The following is a 17,203-nucleotide window of genomic DNA, read 5'->3' as shown; positions in this document are numbered from 1 at the left end:
TTGGGGCGCCTTTTGACAAACACAAAACAAGTACGCTAGAATCTCGTTCTTTCTAGGCGGTTAGCTCAGTTGGTTAGAGCGCTACGTTGACATCGTAGAGGTCGCTGGTTCGAATCCAGTACTGCCTACCAGATACCTTCCTTTCATGGCGGCCATCTCGTTGCCATGAAAGATTCAAAACCCGCACAGCGCATTGCTTTGCGGGTTTTTTTACAACATACCGCCGTAGATCGGCTCATGATGCCGCCGTTTCGGGGTGCATGGGGCTGCCGGACGGCGCGCAGGTGTTACACTAAAGCAACGATTTATTTATTTGACGATAGCCGACCCAAGCATGAACACCACGCGAACTACGACCTGGCATTTCTAGACGTCGCCGCGTACTGTTTTTCAGCTGACCAGCAAAATCAACATACCCAAAACGCGGCACTGGCCGCGTTTTTGCATTTTCAGGATGTCCACATGGTTCAGATCACCTTGCCCGATGGTTCGCAGCGCGAATTCCCCGGTCCCGTTTCCGTCAGCGATGTTGCGCACTCCATAGGCACCGGCCTGGGGCGGGCGGCGCTGGCCGGGCGCGTGACGACCGACGGCGCGGATCCCAGGCTGGTCGACACCAGTTTCGTCATGGACCGCGACAGCCAGCTGGCCATCATCACCGCCAAGGACGCCGATGGCCTGGACCTCATCCGGCACTCCACGGCCCACTTGCTGGCCTACGCCGTCAAGTCGCTGTTTCCCGACGCGCAGGTCACGATAGGCCCGGTCATCGAAAACGGCTTCTATTACGACTTCTCCTACAAAAGGCCCTTCACGCCCGAGGACCTGGAAGCCATCGAGAAGAAAATGGCCGAACTGGCGAAGAAGGACGAGACCGTGACCCGCGAAGAGTGGCTGCGCGACGACGCCGTGGCGTATTTCAAAGGCATAGGCGAGCACTACAAGGCCGAGATCATCGCCTCGATTCCGTCCAATGAACCGATCAGCCTGTATCGCGAAGGCGACTTCATCGACTTGTGCCGGGGGCCTCATGTGCCGTCCACGGGCAAGCTGAAGGTGTTCAAGCTGATGAAGGTGGCCGGCGCCTATTGGCGCGGCGACAGCAAGAACGAGATGCTGCAGCGCATTTACGGCACGGCCTGGGCCACCAAGGAAGAGCAGTCCGCCTACCTGACCATGCTGGAAGAGGCCGAGCGGCGCGATCACCGCAAGCTGGGCCGCGAACTGGACCTGTTCCACTTCCAGGACGAGGCGCCGGGCCTGATCTTCTGGCACCCCAAGGGCTGGACCTTGTGGCAGCAGGTCGAGCAGTACATGCGGAAAGTCTATCAGGACAACGGCTATCAGGAAGTCAAGGCGCCGCAGATCCTGGATCTGTCGCTGTGGAAGAAGACCGGCCACTGGGACAACTACGCCGAGAACATGTTCACCACCGAGTCCGAGAACCGCACATACGGCCTGAAGCCGATGAACTGCCCGGGTCATGTGCAGATCTTCAATGCCGGCCTGCATTCCTACCGCGAGCTGCCCATACGCTATGGCGAATTCGGGCAGTGTCACCGCAACGAGCCTTCAGGCTCGCTGCACGGCATGATGCGCGTGCGCGGCTTTACGCAGGACGATGGCCACATTTTCTGTACCGAAGACCAGTTGCAGGACGAGTGCGCCGCGTTCACGGCCTTGCTGCAGAAGGTGTATGCCGACTTCGGCTTCACCGACATCCTATACAAGGTGGCGACCCGTCCCGAAAAACGCATAGGCTCGGACGAGGTCTGGGACAGGGCGGAACAGGCCTTGATGGAAAGCCTGGACCGCACCGGCTGCGAGTACGAGGTATCGCCCGGCGAGGGCGCCTTCTACGGCCCCAAGGTCGAATACACGCTGAAGGACGCCATCGGGCGGCACTGGCAGTGCGGAACGATACAGGTCGACTTTTCCATGCCGCAGCGCCTGGGCGCCGAGTACGTGGACGCCGCCGACCAGCGCAAGACGCCCGTCATGCTGCACCGGGCCATCCTGGGTTCGCTCGAGCGTTTCATCGGCATGCTGATCGAGAATCACGCCGGCGCCATGCCGGCCTGGCTCTCGCCCGAGCATGCGGTGGTGTGCTGCATTTCCGAAGCATCGGCCTCTTATGCGGACGAAATCGCCCTAAGCCTGAAAAAACAAGGGTTTAGAGCCAGTTCCGATTTGCGTGGTGAAAAAATCACCCGTAAAATCCGTGAACACAGCATGCAAAAAATACCGTACATTCTGGTGGTGGGTGAGAAAGAACGCGAAACCGGCCAGGTGGCGGTGCGCGGGCGCGGTGGCGTCGACCTGGGTGTCATGCCGCTGGCCGACTTTGCCGCAAGCCTGCAAAACGAAATCGATTCCCGTCATAATGGCGGGGAAGCCGCACAGGCCTGATTTTTTATCAATTCTAGGAGTCTTAGACATCGCAACCGAAAAACCACATCGCATCAATGGTGAAATCCGCGTCCCCGAGGTGCGACTTATTGGAGTAGATGGCGAGCAACTAGGAGTGGTCAAAACCTCCGAAGCTCTCCACTTGTCAGAACAGCACGAAGTCGATCTGGTCGAAATCGCACCCAATGCGGCGCCGCCGGTTTGCCGCCTGATGGATTACGGCAAATTCAAGTACCAAGAACAGAAGCGCCAGCAAGAAGCTCGCGCCAAGCAAAAAATCATCCAGGTCAAGGAAGTCAAATTCCGGCCGGGAACCGATGAAGGCGACTACCAGGTCAAGCTGCGCAACCTGCGCCGCTTCATCGAGGAAGGCGACAAAGCCAAAGTGACCCTGCGTTTCCGCGGCCGCGAAATGGCGCACCAGGAACTGGGCATGCGTGTACTCGAACGCGTGCGCGACGACCTCGTCGAACTCTGCCAGGTCGAGGCCATGCCGAAGCTGGAAGGCCGACAGATGGTCATGGTTCTCGCCCCGCGCAAGAAGGCGGCTCCGGGCAAAGCGGGCGAATCCGCCGGCTGACCCGGCTCCACACACCCCATCCGACGGGCCGACCCCGTCGGATGGGGTACACGCAGGTGCCTTATGCACGTATTGTTCATCATCGATCCCTTGCCCGCCCTCAAGGCGTATAAAGACTCATCCGTGGCCATGATGAGGGCTCTTGCGGCCCGCGGCCACACGCTTAGCGTGGCCTATCAGGGCGGCCTGTTCATCGACGAAGGGGTGGTCAAGGCGGCGGCCACGGGCATCGGCCTGGTCGAGGGCGCCGACTTGCACGGCCATGCATGGTGGAGCGACAGGGCGCCGCGGCGCGATGCGGTCCTGTCCGAATTCGATGCGGTTCTCATGCGCAAGGATCCTCCCTTCGACATGGAGTACGTGTACGCCACGCACATGCTCGAGTACGCGCAGGCCCAGGGCGCCCGCGTATTCAATTCCGGGGCGGCCATACGCAACCACCCCGAGAAGCTGGCCATCACGGAATTTGCGGAATTCACATCGCCCACACTGGTCACGCGCGACATGGCCCGGCTGCGCGCCTTCCATGCCCAGTACCGCGACGTCATCGTAAAGCCCCTGGACGGCATGGGCGGCACCGGAATATTCCGCCTGCGCGAAGCAGAGCCGAATCTCGGCGCCATACTGGAAACCCTCACCGACAACGGGGCGCGCACCATCATGGCGCAACGCTATATTCCCGAGATCGTCAATGGCGACAAGCGCATCCTGCTTATCGCCGGGCAGCCCGTGCCTTATTGCCTGGCGCGCATCCCGCTGGCCGGAGAGACCCGCGGCAACCTGGCGGCGGGCGGCAGGGGAGTGGCCCAGCCGCTGACTCCGCGCGATCTTGAAATCGCACAGGCCGTCGGCCCGCGCCTGCATGATCGCGGCCTGTTGCTGGTGGGACTGGACGTCATCGGCGATTACGTCACTGAAATCAACGTCACCAGTCCGACCTGTTTCGTCGAGATCACCGAACAAACCGATTTCGATGTGGCCGCTCATTTTGCGCTGGCGCTTGAACAGGCGGTGGGTGCTTGAATGGCGCGTATCGTATTGGTCATGCATGAGCCGCTGGGCGCGGCCTTTGCGGCCTGCGCCGGGCACGTGCTGGGCCATGACGCGGACCTGACCGTATTCGACGTCGCTCCCGACGCCGACCCGGAGGCGCAGGTCACCCTCCTGGCCAGGCAGTTGCTGGGGACGCCGGACGAGGCCACGCTGGTGCTGTGCGATATATTCGGCGCGACGCCGTTCAATATCGCCAAGCGCGCGCTCAATCTGGCCACCGATCGAGGCTTGACCGCCCATCTCATTACCGGTACAAATTTGTGCATGGTCCTGAAGGCGCTGACCGAGCAACAGGAAAATCCCGACAAGCTCAGCGAAAGCGTCCGGCTGGGGGCGTTGCGCGGCATTGTCAATGCCGATAAGGCCTGTTGATCCGCACCCCTGGTTTTTGCATATCAAAAATAAAGAGTCCTATGCCATCCGTCGACATCGTCATCAACAACAAACTGGGTCTGCATGCCCGCGCCGCCGCCAAGCTTACCCAGCTGGCGGGCCGTTACAGCAGCGAAATCTTCATCGCCCGCGGCGCCCAGCGCGTCAATGCCAAGAGCATCATGGGCGTCATGATGCTGGCCGCCGGCATGGGCGTTACCGTCAAGGTCGATGCGCAGGGCGCCGATGCCGAACAGGCCCTGCTCGATATCCAGGCCTTGTTCGAGAACAAGTTCGGCGAACAGGAATAGCCGCCTTTTCCCCTGGACCGCGCCGCCCATGACTCTGAATCATCCCCTTGAAGTGCCCGGCCTTTGCGCCATGCTGTGCATGCAGGGACAGGGGGTGGTCAAGGGCTACGCCATCGGCAAGGCGGCGGTCATGAGCGCCGCCGCGCTCGAGGTCGCGCACTACCGCATCGCGGCGCGGGACGTCGAGCCCGAATGCGAGCGCCTGAAGAAAGCGCTGGCGACGGCCCGCGACGACCTCCAGTTCATCGCCAGCACGCTGCCCGAAGATGCCCCGCGCGAACTGGGGCCCTTGCTGACCGTGCACAGCATGCTGCTGGACGATCCCTTGCTGCTGCAGCAGACCTGCGCGCTTATCGTCGAACGGCATTACAACGCCGAATGGGCGCTTACCAGCCAGGGCCAGTTTCTGGCCGAGCAGTTCGGCATGATGGAAGACGAGTACCTGCGCGAGCGGGGCGCCGACATCCGGCAGGTCATCGAAAGGGTGCTGCGTGTCCTGTCCGGCTCCACGTCGCTGCTGCCCGATCTTTCCGCCGGCGACTCCGGCGATCCGCTTATCGTCGTGGCCCGCGATATTTCACCGGCCGACATGCTGCGCCTGCGCGGCGGGCGTTTCGCGGCCTTCCTGACCGACCTGGGCGGGCCGACTTCGCACACCGCCATCGTGGCGCGCAGCATGAACGTGCCGGCCGTGGTGGGCCTGGGCCACTTCCGGGCGCTGGTGCGCGATGGCGATATGCTGGTGGCCGATGGGTTTTCAGGATATGTGCTGGTCAATCCGCCGGAAAGCGTGCTGCGGGAATACCGCGAGCGGCAGGCCGAATATGCCCGCGAACGCGCCGAACTGGCTTTGCTGCGCCATGCTCCGGCGGTTACGCTGGACGGCATCGCCATCAAGCTCGAAGCCAATATCGAATTGCCCGAGGAGGCCGTGGCCGCCATGGAGGCGGGCGCCGATGGCATAGGCTTGTTCCGCAGCGAGTTCCTGTTCATGGGCCGCCACGATCTGCCCTCCGAAGAAGAGCAGTACCAGGCCTACGCTTCGGTCGTGAAGACCATGGCGGGCCGTCCCGTGACCATACGCACCCTGGACCTGGGCGCCGACAAGACCCTGGACGGCGACGTCACCGTGGCGACCAATCCAGCCCTGGGGCTGCGCGCCATACGGTATTGCCTGGCCAACCCCGAGATATTCGCCACGCAGCTCCGGGCGCTGCTGCGCGCCTCGCTGCATGGGCATGTGCGCATCCTGATTCCCATGATCTCGCATATCCACGAAGTCCACGCGACGCGCAGCGCCATCGAGGCGGCCTGTGCCGAACTGGATGCGCGCGGCGAGCCCTACGCCCGCAATATTTCCCTGGGCGCCATGGTCGAGATTCCCGCCATCGCGATCGCCATCGAGCCCTTTGTCGAGAACCTGGACTTCCTGTCCATCGGCACGAACGACCTCATCCAGTACACGCTGGCCATCGATCGCGGCGACGCCGAAGTGGCCGATCTGTACGACCCCATGCACCCGGCCGTATTGCGGCTTATCGCGCATACCATCAACGCCGGCGAACGCGCCGGCAAGCCGGTGGCGGTATGCGGCGAAATCGCCGGCGACTCGCGGGTTACCCGCATGCTGCTGGGCTTGGGCCTGACTGAATTCTCCATGCATCCGCAGCAACTGCTCGATGTCAAGAACGAAGTCCGCCAGGCCCATTCGAATGCATTGAGAGTCAAGGTGGCATCCGCATTGAATCGAGCGGAACGCATCGATCTGGCCGCCTTGTCCGTTTAGCATCATGAGGGTGGAAACCGCCAGGTTCCCACCGTTCTTCTAGCGCTGATAGGCGGTTTCGCCGTGCGAGTGGATGTCCAGTCCCTCGCGCTCCACCTCGGCGGAAACGCGCAGGCCGCATGCCTTGTCCGCAATGAAGTAGGCAATGAAGGCCACCACGGCGGACCATGCGATGGTGATCAGCACGCCTTCCAGCTGCAGCCATACTTGATGCGGGATGGCTCCCAGGCTTTCCAGGCCGGGGCCGCCCAGCGGGCGCGCATTGAAGATGCCCGTCAACAGCGCGCCGACGATGCCGCCCACCCCGTGGATGCCGAACACGTCCAGTGTATCGTCCGCGCCCAGCATCCGTTTCAAGCCATTGACGCCCCAGAGGCAGACGACTCCTGTGACGATGCCGATGACCAGCGCGCCGCCCGGGCCCACCAGGCCGGCCGCCGGCGTCACGCCCACCAGGCCGGCCACCGCGCCCGATATCGCGCCCAGCAGCGAGGGCTTGCCTTTGTACTTCCATTCGGCCAGCACCCAGGCCAGGATGGCGCCCGCCGTGGCGATCACGGTGTTGAAGAAGGCCAGGGCCGCGGTTTCGTTGGCGCTCAGGGCCGAACCCGCATTGAAGCCGAACCAGCCCACCCACAGCAGCGAGGCGCCTATCATGGCCATGGGCAGGTTGTGCGGCTGCATCGATTCGCGCCCGTAGCCCACGCGCTTGCCGATGAAGTAGGCGCCCACCAGAGCGGCCACGCCGGAGTTGATATGGACCACGGTTCCGCCGGCGAAATCAAGCGCGCCGCGCTCCAGCAGCCAGCCGCCCGGTCCCCATACCATATGCGCAATGGGGATGTAGGCGAAGGTCAGCCAGATGAGGGTGAAGAGCAGCACGGCGGAATAGCGCACGCGTTCGGCGAAGCCGCCCACGACCAGCGCGCAGGTGATGCCGGCGAATGTCGCCTGGAAAGCGGCGAAGCTCAGTTCCGGAATACTGCCCGCCAGCGCGAATTGCTGGCTGCCCAAATCGAACATGCCGCTGAACAGCACGCGTGAAAAACCGCCCACGATCGCATTGCCTTCCGTGAAGCTCAGCGTATAGCCGTAGGCAAACCATACGACCAGCGCCAGTGCGAAGGTGGAAAGCACCTGCATCAGCACGGAAAGGACATTCTTGGCGCGGACCAGGCCGCCGTAGAACAGTGCCAGGCCGGGCACCACCATGAGCAATACAAGCAGGGTCGAGACGCTTACCCACGCCAGATCGGCTTTATCCATTTTTCAACTCCAGTAGGTCGGTAGGGCGCCGCCGTGCCCGATGGCTCGCGCGGCGCGTAGACGTGTTATCCAAAAAATGCGGGGATCCCGCGGCTTACAGGGCGTTTTCCCCCGATTCGCCCGTGCGTATGCGTATGGCCTGCTCGATGGCGGTGACGAAGATTTTTCCATCGCCTATCTTTCCCGTATGGGCGGCCGTGCACAGGTTCTCGATGGCCTGTTCGACCATATGTTCGGATACGGCCATTTCCAGGCGCAGCTTGGGCAGGAAGTCGACGGTATATTCGGCCCCGCGGTACAGCTCGGTATGGCCTTTCTGACGTCCAAAGCCTTTGACTTCGGTAACGGTCATCCCCTGTATGCCGATATCGGACAGGGCTTCACGGACTTCATCCAGCTTGAAGGGTTTGATGATGGCGGTGATCAGCTTCATTGCGGTTCCTCTTAGGGTAGACGACGAGGTTTACGCAATATGCATGCCATGTTTTCAGTGCGCCCAAAGCGCTTGCAGAAAGGGGGATTCGCCTTCGGTGTCCGAGAGAAGGGAGGTGAGGACTGTCGGCTGGTGCCGATTTTCGCCATGCTGGTGCGCCCTGACGGCCGGCGCACCAATGTGGCACAAGAGGAATAAGGCGCACAAATCTGTAACAAAACATCGGCCACGTGGAGGCTTTGTATCTTTATGTTCGAACCATGCGCCGGGGCCGAAAAGCGTAAGCCCCCGGAGCAAAAGGTATTCCCATGAAAAAAGAAAGGAATAAAAAATATTATTGAAATCAGGAATTACACTAGGTTCGCTGCCTGCGTGTGTTCTGTGGCTAGAATTGTTACCAAGCCAGTTGTAACAAGCTCGCTGCTGGATCGTCAGTCGCACCGATGCCAGCCAAAGAATGCCCGCGACGCTGCACAAGAGAGGAATATCATGGAAAAGACTCGCACACATCTAGCCCTTATCGCTATGGTTGCCTCGATGAGTCTGCTAGCCGCATGCTCCAAGGGCGAGGATGCAACCCCTCCGGCGGACGGCGCACCGGGCGCGGAGGCTCCGGCTCCGGCGCCCGCGCCCATGCCGGCCCCCGAACCGGCTCCGGCTCCCGAGCCCGCTCCCGCTCCCGAGCCCGCTCCCGCTCCCACTCCGGAGCCCACGCCAGGTACGTCGCCCAGCGATGCGCCCACCCCCGCTCCCTCTTCAAGCGAAGGCAGCACGATCAAGGAATCAGCCAAGCAGGCGGCCAACACCATTTCGGACAAGGCCGTCGAGTTGAAGGATAGCGCCGCCGAGAAGGCCAGCCAGATGGGCGACGCCATCAGGGAAGGGGCGGCCAAGGCCGACAAGACCATCCAGGATTCGGTCGGCAACAACCAGGCCAACGGCGGCGCGGCCGCCACGCCGTCCACTGAAGCCAAGCCTTAAGCATTTGGTGGCCCGACACGCTGTGCCGCTTGCGGCGCGGCAGCGGCGAAACGAGCCTTCAGGGGCTCGTTTTTTTATTACACTAGAGACTGACGTCCACGGAGAATGCCATGATCAACCGCAGCGATTGGTTTGAAGACTTCCAGAAAAACATGTCCGAGCTCATCGCCAAGAGCCCGGCCGCCGACATCGAACGCAACGTCAAGGCCATGATGGCGCAAACCTTTGCCCGTATGGATTTGATCACCCGCGAAGAGTTCGACGTCCAGGCGCAGCTCCTGGAAAAGGCAATGACGCGGATCGCCGCCCTGGAGTCCAGGGTCCAGGCGCTGGAAGGCCGGCCCGACACCCCCTTGCAGGCGGGTTCCACCACCGGTCCGGTCTAGGCGGCGGACGGCCGGGCGGGCCGGCAGCCGCCTGCGATCAATCCATGCAAGCCGGCCCGCCCGGTATAAAACTTGCTTGCCCTTCCGGTTGGGCCCATTCAACCTGGAGGAGACGGTGGACATCATTGATCGAGAATTGCCCAGCAGGCTGCGCATCCTGACCTGGCATGTTCACGGGAATTATCTGTATGCCTTGTCGCAGGTGCCTCACGATTTCGTGATTCCCGTGCGCCGTGATGGCATGCCGGGTTATTCGCCGCTGGGCAACAAAATTCCCTGGGGCGGGAACATCACGGAAATCCCGGCCGAGGAAATTGCCACGCAGGAATTCGACTGCGTTATCTATCAGTCCAGAGCCGCCTACGAAGAAGACGCGCCGCTGCTTCTTACCGCTGCGCAGCGGGCTCTGCCCAGCATTTATATTGAACACGATCCACCGCGTCCCTACCCGGTGGATACCGTGCATTGCTTCCGGCATGATTGCGGTGTGCTGGTGCATGTGACGCATTACAACGCCCTTAATTGGGATGCGGGCGATATGCCGACGCGTGTGATTGAACATGGCGTGCCCGTTGATCCCAAGGTCTCATACACCGGCGAGCGGGCGGCGGGCATCACGGTGATCAACGGCTTGCCCGGACGGGGGCGGCGCATGGGAGCGGATCTATTCGCCTGGAGCCGTCAGCGCGTTCCGCTGGATCTGATCGGCATGCAGAGCGAACAGATGGGCGGCCTGGGCGAAGTCTCCAATCTGAGTGTCGCCGCGGCGATGGCGCACTATCGGTTTTTCTACACGCCTATCCGGTACACCAGCCTGGGCCTGGCGCTGGTGGAGGCCATGCTGATCGGCATGCCGGTAGTGGGCGTTGCGGCAACAGAGCTGCCCACCGTCATCGTCAATGGCGAAAACGGTTTTGTGCATACCGACAAGGACTTGATCGTCGATGTCATGCGGCAGTTGATAGCCGATCCGGAGCTTGCACGTCGCTGGGGCGAGGCGGGGCGCCGGACCGCGATGCGACGCTTCGGCATGGATCGATACATTGCGGATTGGCTGGACGTGATCGAGCAAGTGACTGCCGGCCGGAGGGCTGTGGCGGCCACCGCCGCCACGCCGTAGCACAACTCAAGCGCCGCGGCGCATCGCGCAATAAGCCACGCTACGGTGGATGCGTCCGGGTAGTAGCCGCCTGCGATCAATCCATCCCCGGGGTCTTCCCTGCACATATTCCAACGCCATACTGGTGGCTGATGGAAACTTGGCGGGGTGCTTCATGTCTCTAGCGGTCTTGGCAAGCCGGGCGCTATGCGGCCTTCAGGCTTATGCGGTGCGCGTTGAAGTCCATGTCGGGCATGGCCTGCCGGCATTCCATGTGGTCGGCCTGCCCGACGCGGGGGTGCGAGAAAGCCGCGAGCGGGTGCGTTCGGCCATTGTCAGCAGCGGTTTTGAGTTCCCCGCCGGCCGCATCACGGTCAATCTGGCGCCGGCCGATCTGCCCAAAGAGTCCGGACGCTACGACCTGCCCATCGCGCTGGGCGTCCTTCTGGCTTCGGGGCAGGTCCAGCCCGATGCAGCGGGCGGCAGCCAGCCCGACGTCCAGAACCATGTGTTTGCCGGCGAACTCTCCCTGACCGGCGCCATTGTTTCGGTCAGCGCGCCGCTGGCCATCGCGTTGGCCGTGGCGCGCGGCGGTCGGGACGCCATCCTGGTGCTGCCGCCCGATTCGGCCGAGGTGGCCGCAAGAGTCCCCGGCCTGACCGTGCTGGCCGTGGCCAGCCTGACGGATGCTGTGGACCATTTCTCCGGCAGCCGGCCCTTGCCCATCGCCGTCCCGGCGCCGCAAGCCGTGGCGGCAAGCGCCGTTCCCTGCCTGTCCGACGTGCGTGGCCAATTCCTCGCACGCCGGGCGCTGGAGATCGCGGCGGCGGGCGGCCACAGCCTGTTGATGTCGGGGCCGCCGGGTACCGGCAAAAGCATGCTGGCGCAGCGCCTGCCCGGCTTGCTTCCGCCGCTGGATCCCGAACAGGCGCTGGAGGTCGCGGCGCTGGCCGGACTGAGCGGCCGCGAACAGGCCTGCTCCGATCTTCCTCCGTTCAGGTCTCCTCATCACACGGCTTCGGTGCCGGCGCTGGTGGGCGGCGGCGCCCACCCCCGGCCGGGGGAAATCAGCCTGGCCCATCACGGTGTGCTGTTCCTGGACGAATTGCCCGAGTTCCAGCGCCGCGTGCTCGAGTCGCTGCGCGAGCCGCTGGAAACCGGCTGCGTGTCCATAGCCCGTTCCTCCCGCACCCTGACGTTTCCGGCGGCATTCCAGCTGGTGGCCGCCATGAATCCCTGTCCCTGCGGCTGGCTGGGGCATAAAAGAAAGAACTGCCGCTGTACGCCCGACATGATCGAGGCCTATCGGGGCAAGCTGTCGGGCCCCTTGCTGGACAGGGTGGACCTGCAAATAGCCTTGCCGGCGGCGGAGCCGGGATGGATCGATCTTCCCGAGGGCGAGGCTTCCGGGCCGGTTCGCATGCGGGTGCTGAGATGCCGGGCCCGGCAGTGGCGGCGCCAGAAAACCACCAACGCCCGGCTGGGGGCCGATGACATCCCGCGCTTCTGTCCGCTGGACGGCGAGGGCAGGCAACTGCTGGCCCAGGCCATGGAGCGCTGGAGCTGGTCGGCGCGGGTCATGCACCGCAGTCTGCGCGTGGCCCGTACGTTGGCGGACATGGCGGACCAGGACGGCATCGGCGCGCTGCACATCGCCGAGGCCATACAGTATCGGCAGCCCTGGGGCTGACGTTGCAGGCCTTTAGTGAAATTGGCTGATCTTGCGAGGGTCCGCCGCGCGGGGGGTGTCGGCGTGACGCCGACGCTGCCAGAACGGCTGATCGGACCAACGGGGCTGAGCTTGATAGTAGAAGTCCCGTTGCTTCAGGTATGCGTGCCAAAGCTGGCGCTGCTGCTCATCGTACTGCTGGATGTATGTATTGCCGCCATCCAGTGCTGCTGCGCCCTGGGCAAGATCCGTGAGTGCGTAATGGATCATGTGTCCTGCGTGGCTGCCCGTCCTGAGCGCCTTGTCCATACCTTGTGAGGATAGCGGGTCATAGGCTTGCGCCGCATCGCCCACCGCCATCCAGGCATCACCGACGAAGTCGCGCAGTCGTTGGCTATTGGCCGGCGCACCCCGGATTTCTCCGGAAGCTTGATAGCCTCTGGCCTTGAGCAAGGGTGCGATATGCATCGAGTCATCCAGCAACTGGTCGAAGCCTTGCCGGCGCGCGGCCATTTTTGCTGCGGGCAGATCTTTGTCGGAGTGCAAGACCACCAACCGCCTGGTTTCCTTGTTTTCGGCGCCTGGCAAGCGGTTGCTATACCACCAGCCCTGCGGAGCGGCCTCAACCCGGGTATAGCGGTCATCGTCTTCGCCGGCGCAGGAAAACCATTGCGCATAGGCGAACAAGCGGTCATCGTTGGGGACGAGCGGGATGCCCAGCGCCCTGGCCACGACGGCCCGCCGACCGGAACAGTCGACCAGGTAACGCGCGCGATGCCGCTCGGACTGCTTTTCTGAACGCAGCGTCAGCTGCCAATTGAACAAGGGGTCAGTGAGCCGCATGCAGGATTCAAAGCGGACACCCTTGAGCAGGGCTGCGCCGGCGGAGGCCGCCTTCGATCGCAGCGCTTCATCGAAAGCCAACCGTTCGACGCACAAGCCGAAGCCGGTCAGTGTGAAGAAAAAGTCCGCGATGTCGGCCTGTTCGCTTGCCCAGAGCGAGACATTGCCGGCGGTTCTGAACAGGCCGGGAAGGTTCTGTTCAGGGCCGTCGAGCTCGCCCAGGAAATGCTTGACCAGGCCGATGGAGGTCGGTGGCAGCGATTCCCCCAGCTTGAAGCTGGGGGAGGTCCGCTCTTCCAGCAACAGCACCCGCTGGCCGAACTTGGCCAGCGTAATCGCGGTTGCCGCGCCCGCCGGCCCGGCGCCGACGATAACCACATCCCATGTTGTCTCGGCCAAGTCCTGCCCGGTCGGCGGCACGAGTTATTTTCCCTTGGCGGGTGGGCGGTTCAGTGCCGGGTCGCGCTCTTGTTCGACGAATACGGTTGCACCCTGGCTTTTCACGAAGCTGCCGTCCTCGGCCTTGATTGGAAGCACCATACCCAGCTTCGGCCACGCAAAGGCCATTTGGTGGTAGCCATCGGTGGACGAGAGCGGTTCGCCGTCGGCATCGTATCCGCGGAACCATTCTTTATAGGTTCTGGTCTGGGTCTTCTGATCGTACTCGAAAACGACATCCGGTCTTTGCGTGGGCCACCACGCCACGTTACACGACCAGAAGTCACCCTGCCAGGGGCTGGACATATAGGCGGAGATCGCGCCAGGCTCGTTGTCTTTGCCCACGCGAAACGCCTCGGCGAAATATTCGCGATAGATGATCAAGTAGGGGAATTCTATGCCCGGGTGAAAACCTCCGCCTATGGTCGGTTGGAGAGCGGAACTATCGAGGGCATGCGGCTGTTCGGCCAAGGGCAGTTTCTCGAGGGGCACGGGATCTTGCAGAGTGCCGACCTCAAAGTTTCCGTCCGCCCAGTTCTTTAGATGCTTCAGTTGCCAGTCGGTCAGGCTCAGGAACTGATCGGGGAAATTGTTGCCCAGTTGCTGATTCTGCAAGGGCTTGCCCGCCGTGCCCCACAGCTTGGGCATCTGGGAGGCGTTTTCAGTGCGTTGGAACTCTTCGTTCTTCCAGCTGGTAGGCCGTTGCGGCGGAGCGGGGAGCAGGGTATCGACCAGCTTCCCGCTTTTTCCGGGAACGTGCCGCATCAGGCTGTAGATTCTTTGCCGTATGGGTTTGTATTGTTCGCTTGGATTGGCCAGCAACTCCATGTACTGGGGGAGGAGCAGGTTGCCCGGCTGTCCCGGGCCATGGGCGCGGTTCTTTGTTTCGGGCGCGACGCCGGCCGCCTCGGGGCTGACCCAGCCGTAGTTGACCGCATGGGCGAAGACTGGATAGACATCGCGGTAGAAATTCGTTTTTTGCCCGGTGTGGGGATAGGCCTCGGGAAAGGCCTCGTAGACGCGATCCAGGATGGACACCACGTGGTACATGTGAGGCGCAAACTTCGGTGGCGCGGTAACGATCCATGCTCCGGCTCGAGGGTTTCGTGTGCCTTCGTCCGTCGCGGATTTCACGTTGTCGCGAGTGCTCAGGACCGTACCGTCTTTAAGCGTGACCGTGACGTCGATTTCGCCGCCACAGGTATCGTCCCACCAGCCTGGAATGTTGAAATAGGCAAACTGGTTGGTTAAGGGGTTTTTACCGTTGTCGGGGCCGTTCGGAGGGTTGACGAATTCGCTGGGATTGGACAACACCACCTTGGGGGTGGTGACGCATTCGCCTTTTCCGGGCGCGGGAACGAACAGCAGGCGATCTTTGGAGTCGAGGCGCAACTGCCCCAGTTCGATGTCTTTGGCGGCTTGGTAAGTGACTTCAACTTCTTTCGAAGGGTCTTTGGGCGTGAAGCCCTCGAAACGCAACTCGCCTGGCAGCGAACCTTTTTCAATGCCGGTGAAAACATCGCCCTTCATGACAACCGGTTCGGTCTGCCCGGAAGCGATCGTATGCACGCCGGGATCGATGATGAGTTGATCGCGCTCGGACGGTTTCTTGCCGGGTTGTATGGACGGGTTGCGCAGTTGATCGGGGTCAAACAGATATGCGCCCTGAAATGCGTAATTGGCCGCTTTCATGTTTCTGACGTGGACCCGCCAGCGTAGCGATTGCACCAGGCTTGAATCCGACGTGAGTTCGGCGACGACCTTGTCGTTGGCGTCGTAGGCATATACCCGGTACCGTTGCGCCTGGCGTTTCAGCCGTGCCCCGCTGTCGCGGTAGGTTCCGCCGTTTGGCCCGGGGCCGCCGCTACCGCCCGGATCGACTACGATTCCGGGCGCTTCGGGGCCAATGTAAAACTCATCGCTGTCTCCGAGGCGGGCGATGCCAATGCCGGGATGTATGCGTATGCTCTTGATGGTGTCGGACACGGCTTGTTTTCCTTAAAGGGAGCTGACGATTTTCCAGTCCAGCAAATCTGCGGAGGCGACTGCGTAACGGTTTCCGGAATGTTCGATATTGGCGTAGGTCAGTCCGTTTGACCGGGAATGCCCCCGTACCGAAAAGCCGCCGCCAAAGCCCGCCTTGATCGATTTTTCGATGTCGGCACTTGAGGCCTGTGTGTTATTTGCGTTCTGGCCTTTTGCGGCGCTGGCGATGCCAGGCAGCAACACCATACAGGCCGAGGCTGCCGCGCAGCCCTTGACGAAATCCCTACGCTTGATGTTCATGGCTGCTTGCTCCTGGGTTTTCAGCATGTTTTTGGGTCAAGATTAGTATATAGATAATTACAAAATGAAACAATATTTTAATTCTGCTCCGACCGGTCGGTAGGGCGGGTGGGCACGATGTTAGCGCATCCGCACCGAATCGGACACGTTTTGTCTCATTGCAATGCATCCGGATGGGACGGTGGAAAGAAGAGGGCGGCCCCTGCCCATGGGGAAGGCCGCCTGGAAAATCTGGCATGGGTTTTGCGTTTGGAAGCATTGATCCGCTGTTCATCAGTGTCATTCCAAGGAGTAGTTCATGGCTCGTTCCTCTCTTGCGCTATCGCTCGTCACGCTGGGCCTGCTGGCGAGTGTCAATGCGCACGCGCAAGCTTCCGCAGAACCCCAGGCCGGCGCCTCGCCGGCGTCGTCCGATTTCACGCTCGGCGCCAATGTCTCGCTGGCCAGCCAGTATCGTTATCGTGGCCTGATGCAAAGCAACAACAAGCCGGCGATACAGGGCGGATTCGACCTGAAGCATGCCAGCGGCTTCTATATAGGGAACTGGAACTCCAGCATAAGCTGGCTGTCCGATGCCGACCCCGACGTGTCGTCGTCGGTCGAAATGGACTTCTATGCCGGGTATACGCGGAACATCTGGGGCGATCTGTCCGTCGATGTGGGCGTGCTGCATTACTATTATCCAGGCAGCTACCCGTCCGGATTCACCAAGCCGGACACGACGGAAGGCTATCTGGGATTGAGCTACGGACCGGTAAGCTTCAAGTATTCCCATTCATTCACCAATCTGTTCGGCGTTCCCGATTCCAGGAACAGCCAGTATTACGATCTTTCCGGCAGCTTCCCCACCGGCGTGTGGGGATTGGCCCTGAACGCCCACGTGGGCTACCAGAAAGTCCGGAACCTGGAGGACGGCTCATACACGGACTGGTCGGTGGCGCTCAAGAAGGAGTGGGAAGGGGGCTATACGGCAACGTTGGCTTATGTGGACACGAATGCCGACCGAAACGTCTATACCAGCGCCAAGGGGAAATACCTGGGGCGCTCGGCAGCGGTTCTGATGCTTTCCAAGGCTTTTTAAGAAGGGGCGCGCACCGGGCGGCGGGGCGCCGCCTTCTTCGGACGACAGCCGCCCGGCGGCCGGGCCGGGCGGCTGTCGCCCTTCGTGCCGGCATGCGTTGGCCGTGTTAGACAAATGTGGGGAATTCATCATATAATCAAGGGCTTTTCCTGGTTCCTTGGAGAAATCACCTGGGAGCCATGGGACTACGCCAGGAATGGATGCCAATAA

Annotated in this window: 16 protein-coding genes and 1 tRNA gene; 12 read left to right on the top strand and 5 right to left on the bottom strand. The window is 61.9% G+C overall.

The window, feature by feature from the left end:
* Window positions 1–54 precede the first annotated feature (54 nt).
* The 7 genes from OEG81_RS09975 (at window position 55) to ptsP (ending at window position 6,511) form a co-directional block, all read left to right on the top strand.
* A tRNA-Val gene (locus tag OEG81_RS09975) sits at window positions 55–131 on the top strand.
* A 331-nt stretch (window positions 132–462) separates the two neighbouring features.
* Window positions 463–2,409, top strand: a complete 1,947-nt coding sequence (gene thrS / locus OEG81_RS09970; RefSeq protein WP_264129081.1) for a threonine--tRNA ligase — start codon at window positions 463–465, stop codon at window positions 2,407–2,409.
* Complete coding sequence (gene infC / locus OEG81_RS09965; RefSeq protein WP_264129080.1) at window positions 2,384–2,989, top strand: translation initiation factor IF-3; 606 nt, start codon at window positions 2,384–2,386, stop codon at window positions 2,987–2,989. Before thrS ends, infC begins: the two co-directional genes overlap by 26 nt.
* A 63-nt stretch (window positions 2,990–3,052) precedes the next feature.
* Complete coding sequence (gshB, locus tag OEG81_RS09960; RefSeq protein ID WP_264129079.1) at window positions 3,053–4,012, top strand: glutathione synthase; 960 nt, start codon at window positions 3,053–3,055, stop codon at window positions 4,010–4,012.
* Window positions 4,013–4,414, top strand: a complete 402-nt coding sequence (locus tag OEG81_RS09955) for a PTS sugar transporter subunit IIA (protein WP_264129078.1) — start codon at window positions 4,013–4,015, stop codon at window positions 4,412–4,414.
* Window positions 4,415–4,455: 41 nt separating this feature from the next.
* Entirely contained in the window at window positions 4,456–4,725 is a 270-nt protein-coding gene (locus OEG81_RS09950) for an HPr family phosphocarrier protein (protein WP_264129077.1), read from the top strand.
* A 94-nt stretch (window positions 4,726–4,819) separates the two neighbouring features.
* Entirely contained in the window at window positions 4,820–6,511 is a 1,692-nt protein-coding gene (gene ptsP / locus OEG81_RS09945) for a phosphoenolpyruvate--protein phosphotransferase (RefSeq protein ID WP_264132556.1), read from the top strand.
* Between the two features lie 39 nt (window positions 6,512–6,550).
* On the opposite strand, the gene OEG81_RS09940 is transcribed toward ptsP, so the two are convergent.
* On the bottom strand, window positions 6,551–7,777 hold the full coding sequence (locus tag OEG81_RS09940; protein ID WP_264129076.1) for an ammonium transporter: 1,227 nt from the start codon (window positions 7,775–7,777) through the stop codon (window positions 6,551–6,553).
* Window positions 7,778–7,871: 94 nt separating this feature from the next.
* Complete coding sequence (locus OEG81_RS09935) at window positions 7,872–8,210, bottom strand: P-II family nitrogen regulator (RefSeq protein WP_264129075.1); 339 nt, start codon at window positions 8,208–8,210, stop codon at window positions 7,872–7,874.
* Window positions 8,211–8,747: 537 nt separating this feature from the next.
* On the opposite strand from OEG81_RS09935, the gene OEG81_RS09930 reads away from it, so the two are divergent.
* The 4 genes from OEG81_RS09930 (at window position 8,748) to OEG81_RS09915 (ending at window position 12,366) form a co-directional block, all read left to right on the top strand.
* Entirely contained in the window at window positions 8,748–9,191 is a 444-nt protein-coding gene (locus OEG81_RS09930) for a hypothetical protein (protein ID WP_264129074.1), read from the top strand.
* Window positions 9,192–9,301: 110 nt separating this feature from the next.
* Window positions 9,302–9,577: an accessory factor UbiK family protein gene (locus OEG81_RS09925; protein WP_264129073.1), complete on the top strand. Its 276-nt coding sequence runs from the start codon at window positions 9,302–9,304 to the stop codon at window positions 9,575–9,577.
* A gap of 124 nt (window positions 9,578–9,701) precedes the next feature.
* The gene (locus OEG81_RS09920; protein ID WP_412034138.1) at window positions 9,702–10,697 is read left to right on the top strand and encodes a glycosyltransferase; all 996 of its coding nucleotides are present in this window, start codon (window positions 9,702–9,704) and stop codon (window positions 10,695–10,697) included.
* A 154-nt stretch (window positions 10,698–10,851) separates the two neighbouring features.
* Window positions 10,852–12,366 carry a YifB family Mg chelatase-like AAA ATPase gene (locus OEG81_RS09915; protein ID WP_264129071.1) on the top strand — a complete coding sequence of 505 codons (1,515 nt, stop codon included), beginning with the start codon at window positions 10,852–10,854 and terminating at the stop codon, window positions 12,364–12,366.
* 12 nt (window positions 12,367–12,378) lie between these two features.
* On the opposite strand, the gene OEG81_RS09910 is transcribed toward OEG81_RS09915, so the two are convergent.
* Genes OEG81_RS09910 through OEG81_RS09900 form a run of 3 tightly spaced genes read right to left on the bottom strand, consistent with a single transcriptional unit; the run spans window position 12,379 to window position 15,912 of the window.
* Window positions 12,379–13,608, bottom strand: a complete 1,230-nt coding sequence (locus OEG81_RS09910) for an NAD(P)/FAD-dependent oxidoreductase (protein WP_264129070.1) — start codon at window positions 13,606–13,608, stop codon at window positions 12,379–12,381.
* Window positions 13,609–13,611: 3 nt separating this feature from the next.
* Entirely contained in the window at window positions 13,612–15,612 is a 2,001-nt protein-coding gene (locus tag OEG81_RS09905) for a LodA/GoxA family CTQ-dependent oxidase (RefSeq protein WP_264129069.1), read from the bottom strand.
* A 12-nt stretch (window positions 15,613–15,624) separates the two neighbouring features.
* On the bottom strand, window positions 15,625–15,912 hold the full coding sequence (locus OEG81_RS09900; protein WP_264129068.1) for a twin-arginine translocation signal domain-containing protein: 288 nt from the start codon (window positions 15,910–15,912) through the stop codon (window positions 15,625–15,627).
* Window positions 15,913–16,210: 298 nt separating this feature from the next.
* Here OEG81_RS09900 and OEG81_RS09895 point away from each other — a divergent pair, with 298 nt between their 5' ends.
* The gene (locus tag OEG81_RS09895) at window positions 16,211–16,993 is read left to right on the top strand and encodes a TorF family putative porin (RefSeq protein WP_264129067.1); all 783 of its coding nucleotides are present in this window, start codon (window positions 16,211–16,213) and stop codon (window positions 16,991–16,993) included.
* Window positions 16,994–17,203 lie beyond the last annotated feature (210 nt).

It is taken from the genome of Pollutimonas sp. M17, from assembly GCF_025836975.1.
Classification (GTDB): domain Bacteria; phylum Pseudomonadota; class Gammaproteobacteria; order Burkholderiales; family Burkholderiaceae_B.
This window is presented reverse-complemented; position numbering and strand designations above follow the sequence as displayed.

Bases quoted from the DNA above. Each gene is read 5' to 3' on its own strand.
- thrS (WP_264129081.1), top strand. From the start codon at position 463: ATGGTTCAGATCACCTTGCCCGATGGTTCGCAGCGCGAATTCCCCGGT.
- infC (WP_264129080.1), top strand. From the start codon at position 2,384: ATGGCGGGGAAGCCGCACAGGCCTGATTTTTTATCAATTCTAGGAGTC.
- gshB (WP_264129079.1), top strand. From the start codon at position 3,053: ATGCACGTATTGTTCATCATCGATCCCTTGCCCGCCCTCAAGGCGTAT.
- OEG81_RS09955 (WP_264129078.1), top strand. From the start codon at position 4,013: ATGGCGCGTATCGTATTGGTCATGCATGAGCCGCTGGGCGCGGCCTTT.
- OEG81_RS09950 (WP_264129077.1), top strand. From the start codon at position 4,456: ATGCCATCCGTCGACATCGTCATCAACAACAAACTGGGTCTGCATGCC.
- OEG81_RS09940 (WP_264129076.1), bottom strand. From the start codon at position 7,777: ATGGATAAAGCCGATCTGGCGTGGGTAAGCGTCTCGACCCTGCTTGTA.
- OEG81_RS09935 (WP_264129075.1), bottom strand. From the start codon at position 8,210: ATGAAGCTGATCACCGCCATCATCAAACCCTTCAAGCTGGATGAAGTC.
- OEG81_RS09930 (WP_264129074.1), top strand. From the start codon at position 8,748: ATGAGTCTGCTAGCCGCATGCTCCAAGGGCGAGGATGCAACCCCTCCG.
- OEG81_RS09925 (WP_264129073.1), top strand. From the start codon at position 9,302: ATGATCAACCGCAGCGATTGGTTTGAAGACTTCCAGAAAAACATGTCC.
- OEG81_RS09915 (WP_264129071.1), top strand. From the start codon at position 10,852: ATGTCTCTAGCGGTCTTGGCAAGCCGGGCGCTATGCGGCCTTCAGGCT.
- OEG81_RS09900 (WP_264129068.1), bottom strand. From the start codon at position 15,912: ATGAACATCAAGCGTAGGGATTTCGTCAAGGGCTGCGCGGCAGCCTCG.
- OEG81_RS09895 (WP_264129067.1), top strand. From the start codon at position 16,211: ATGGCTCGTTCCTCTCTTGCGCTATCGCTCGTCACGCTGGGCCTGCTG.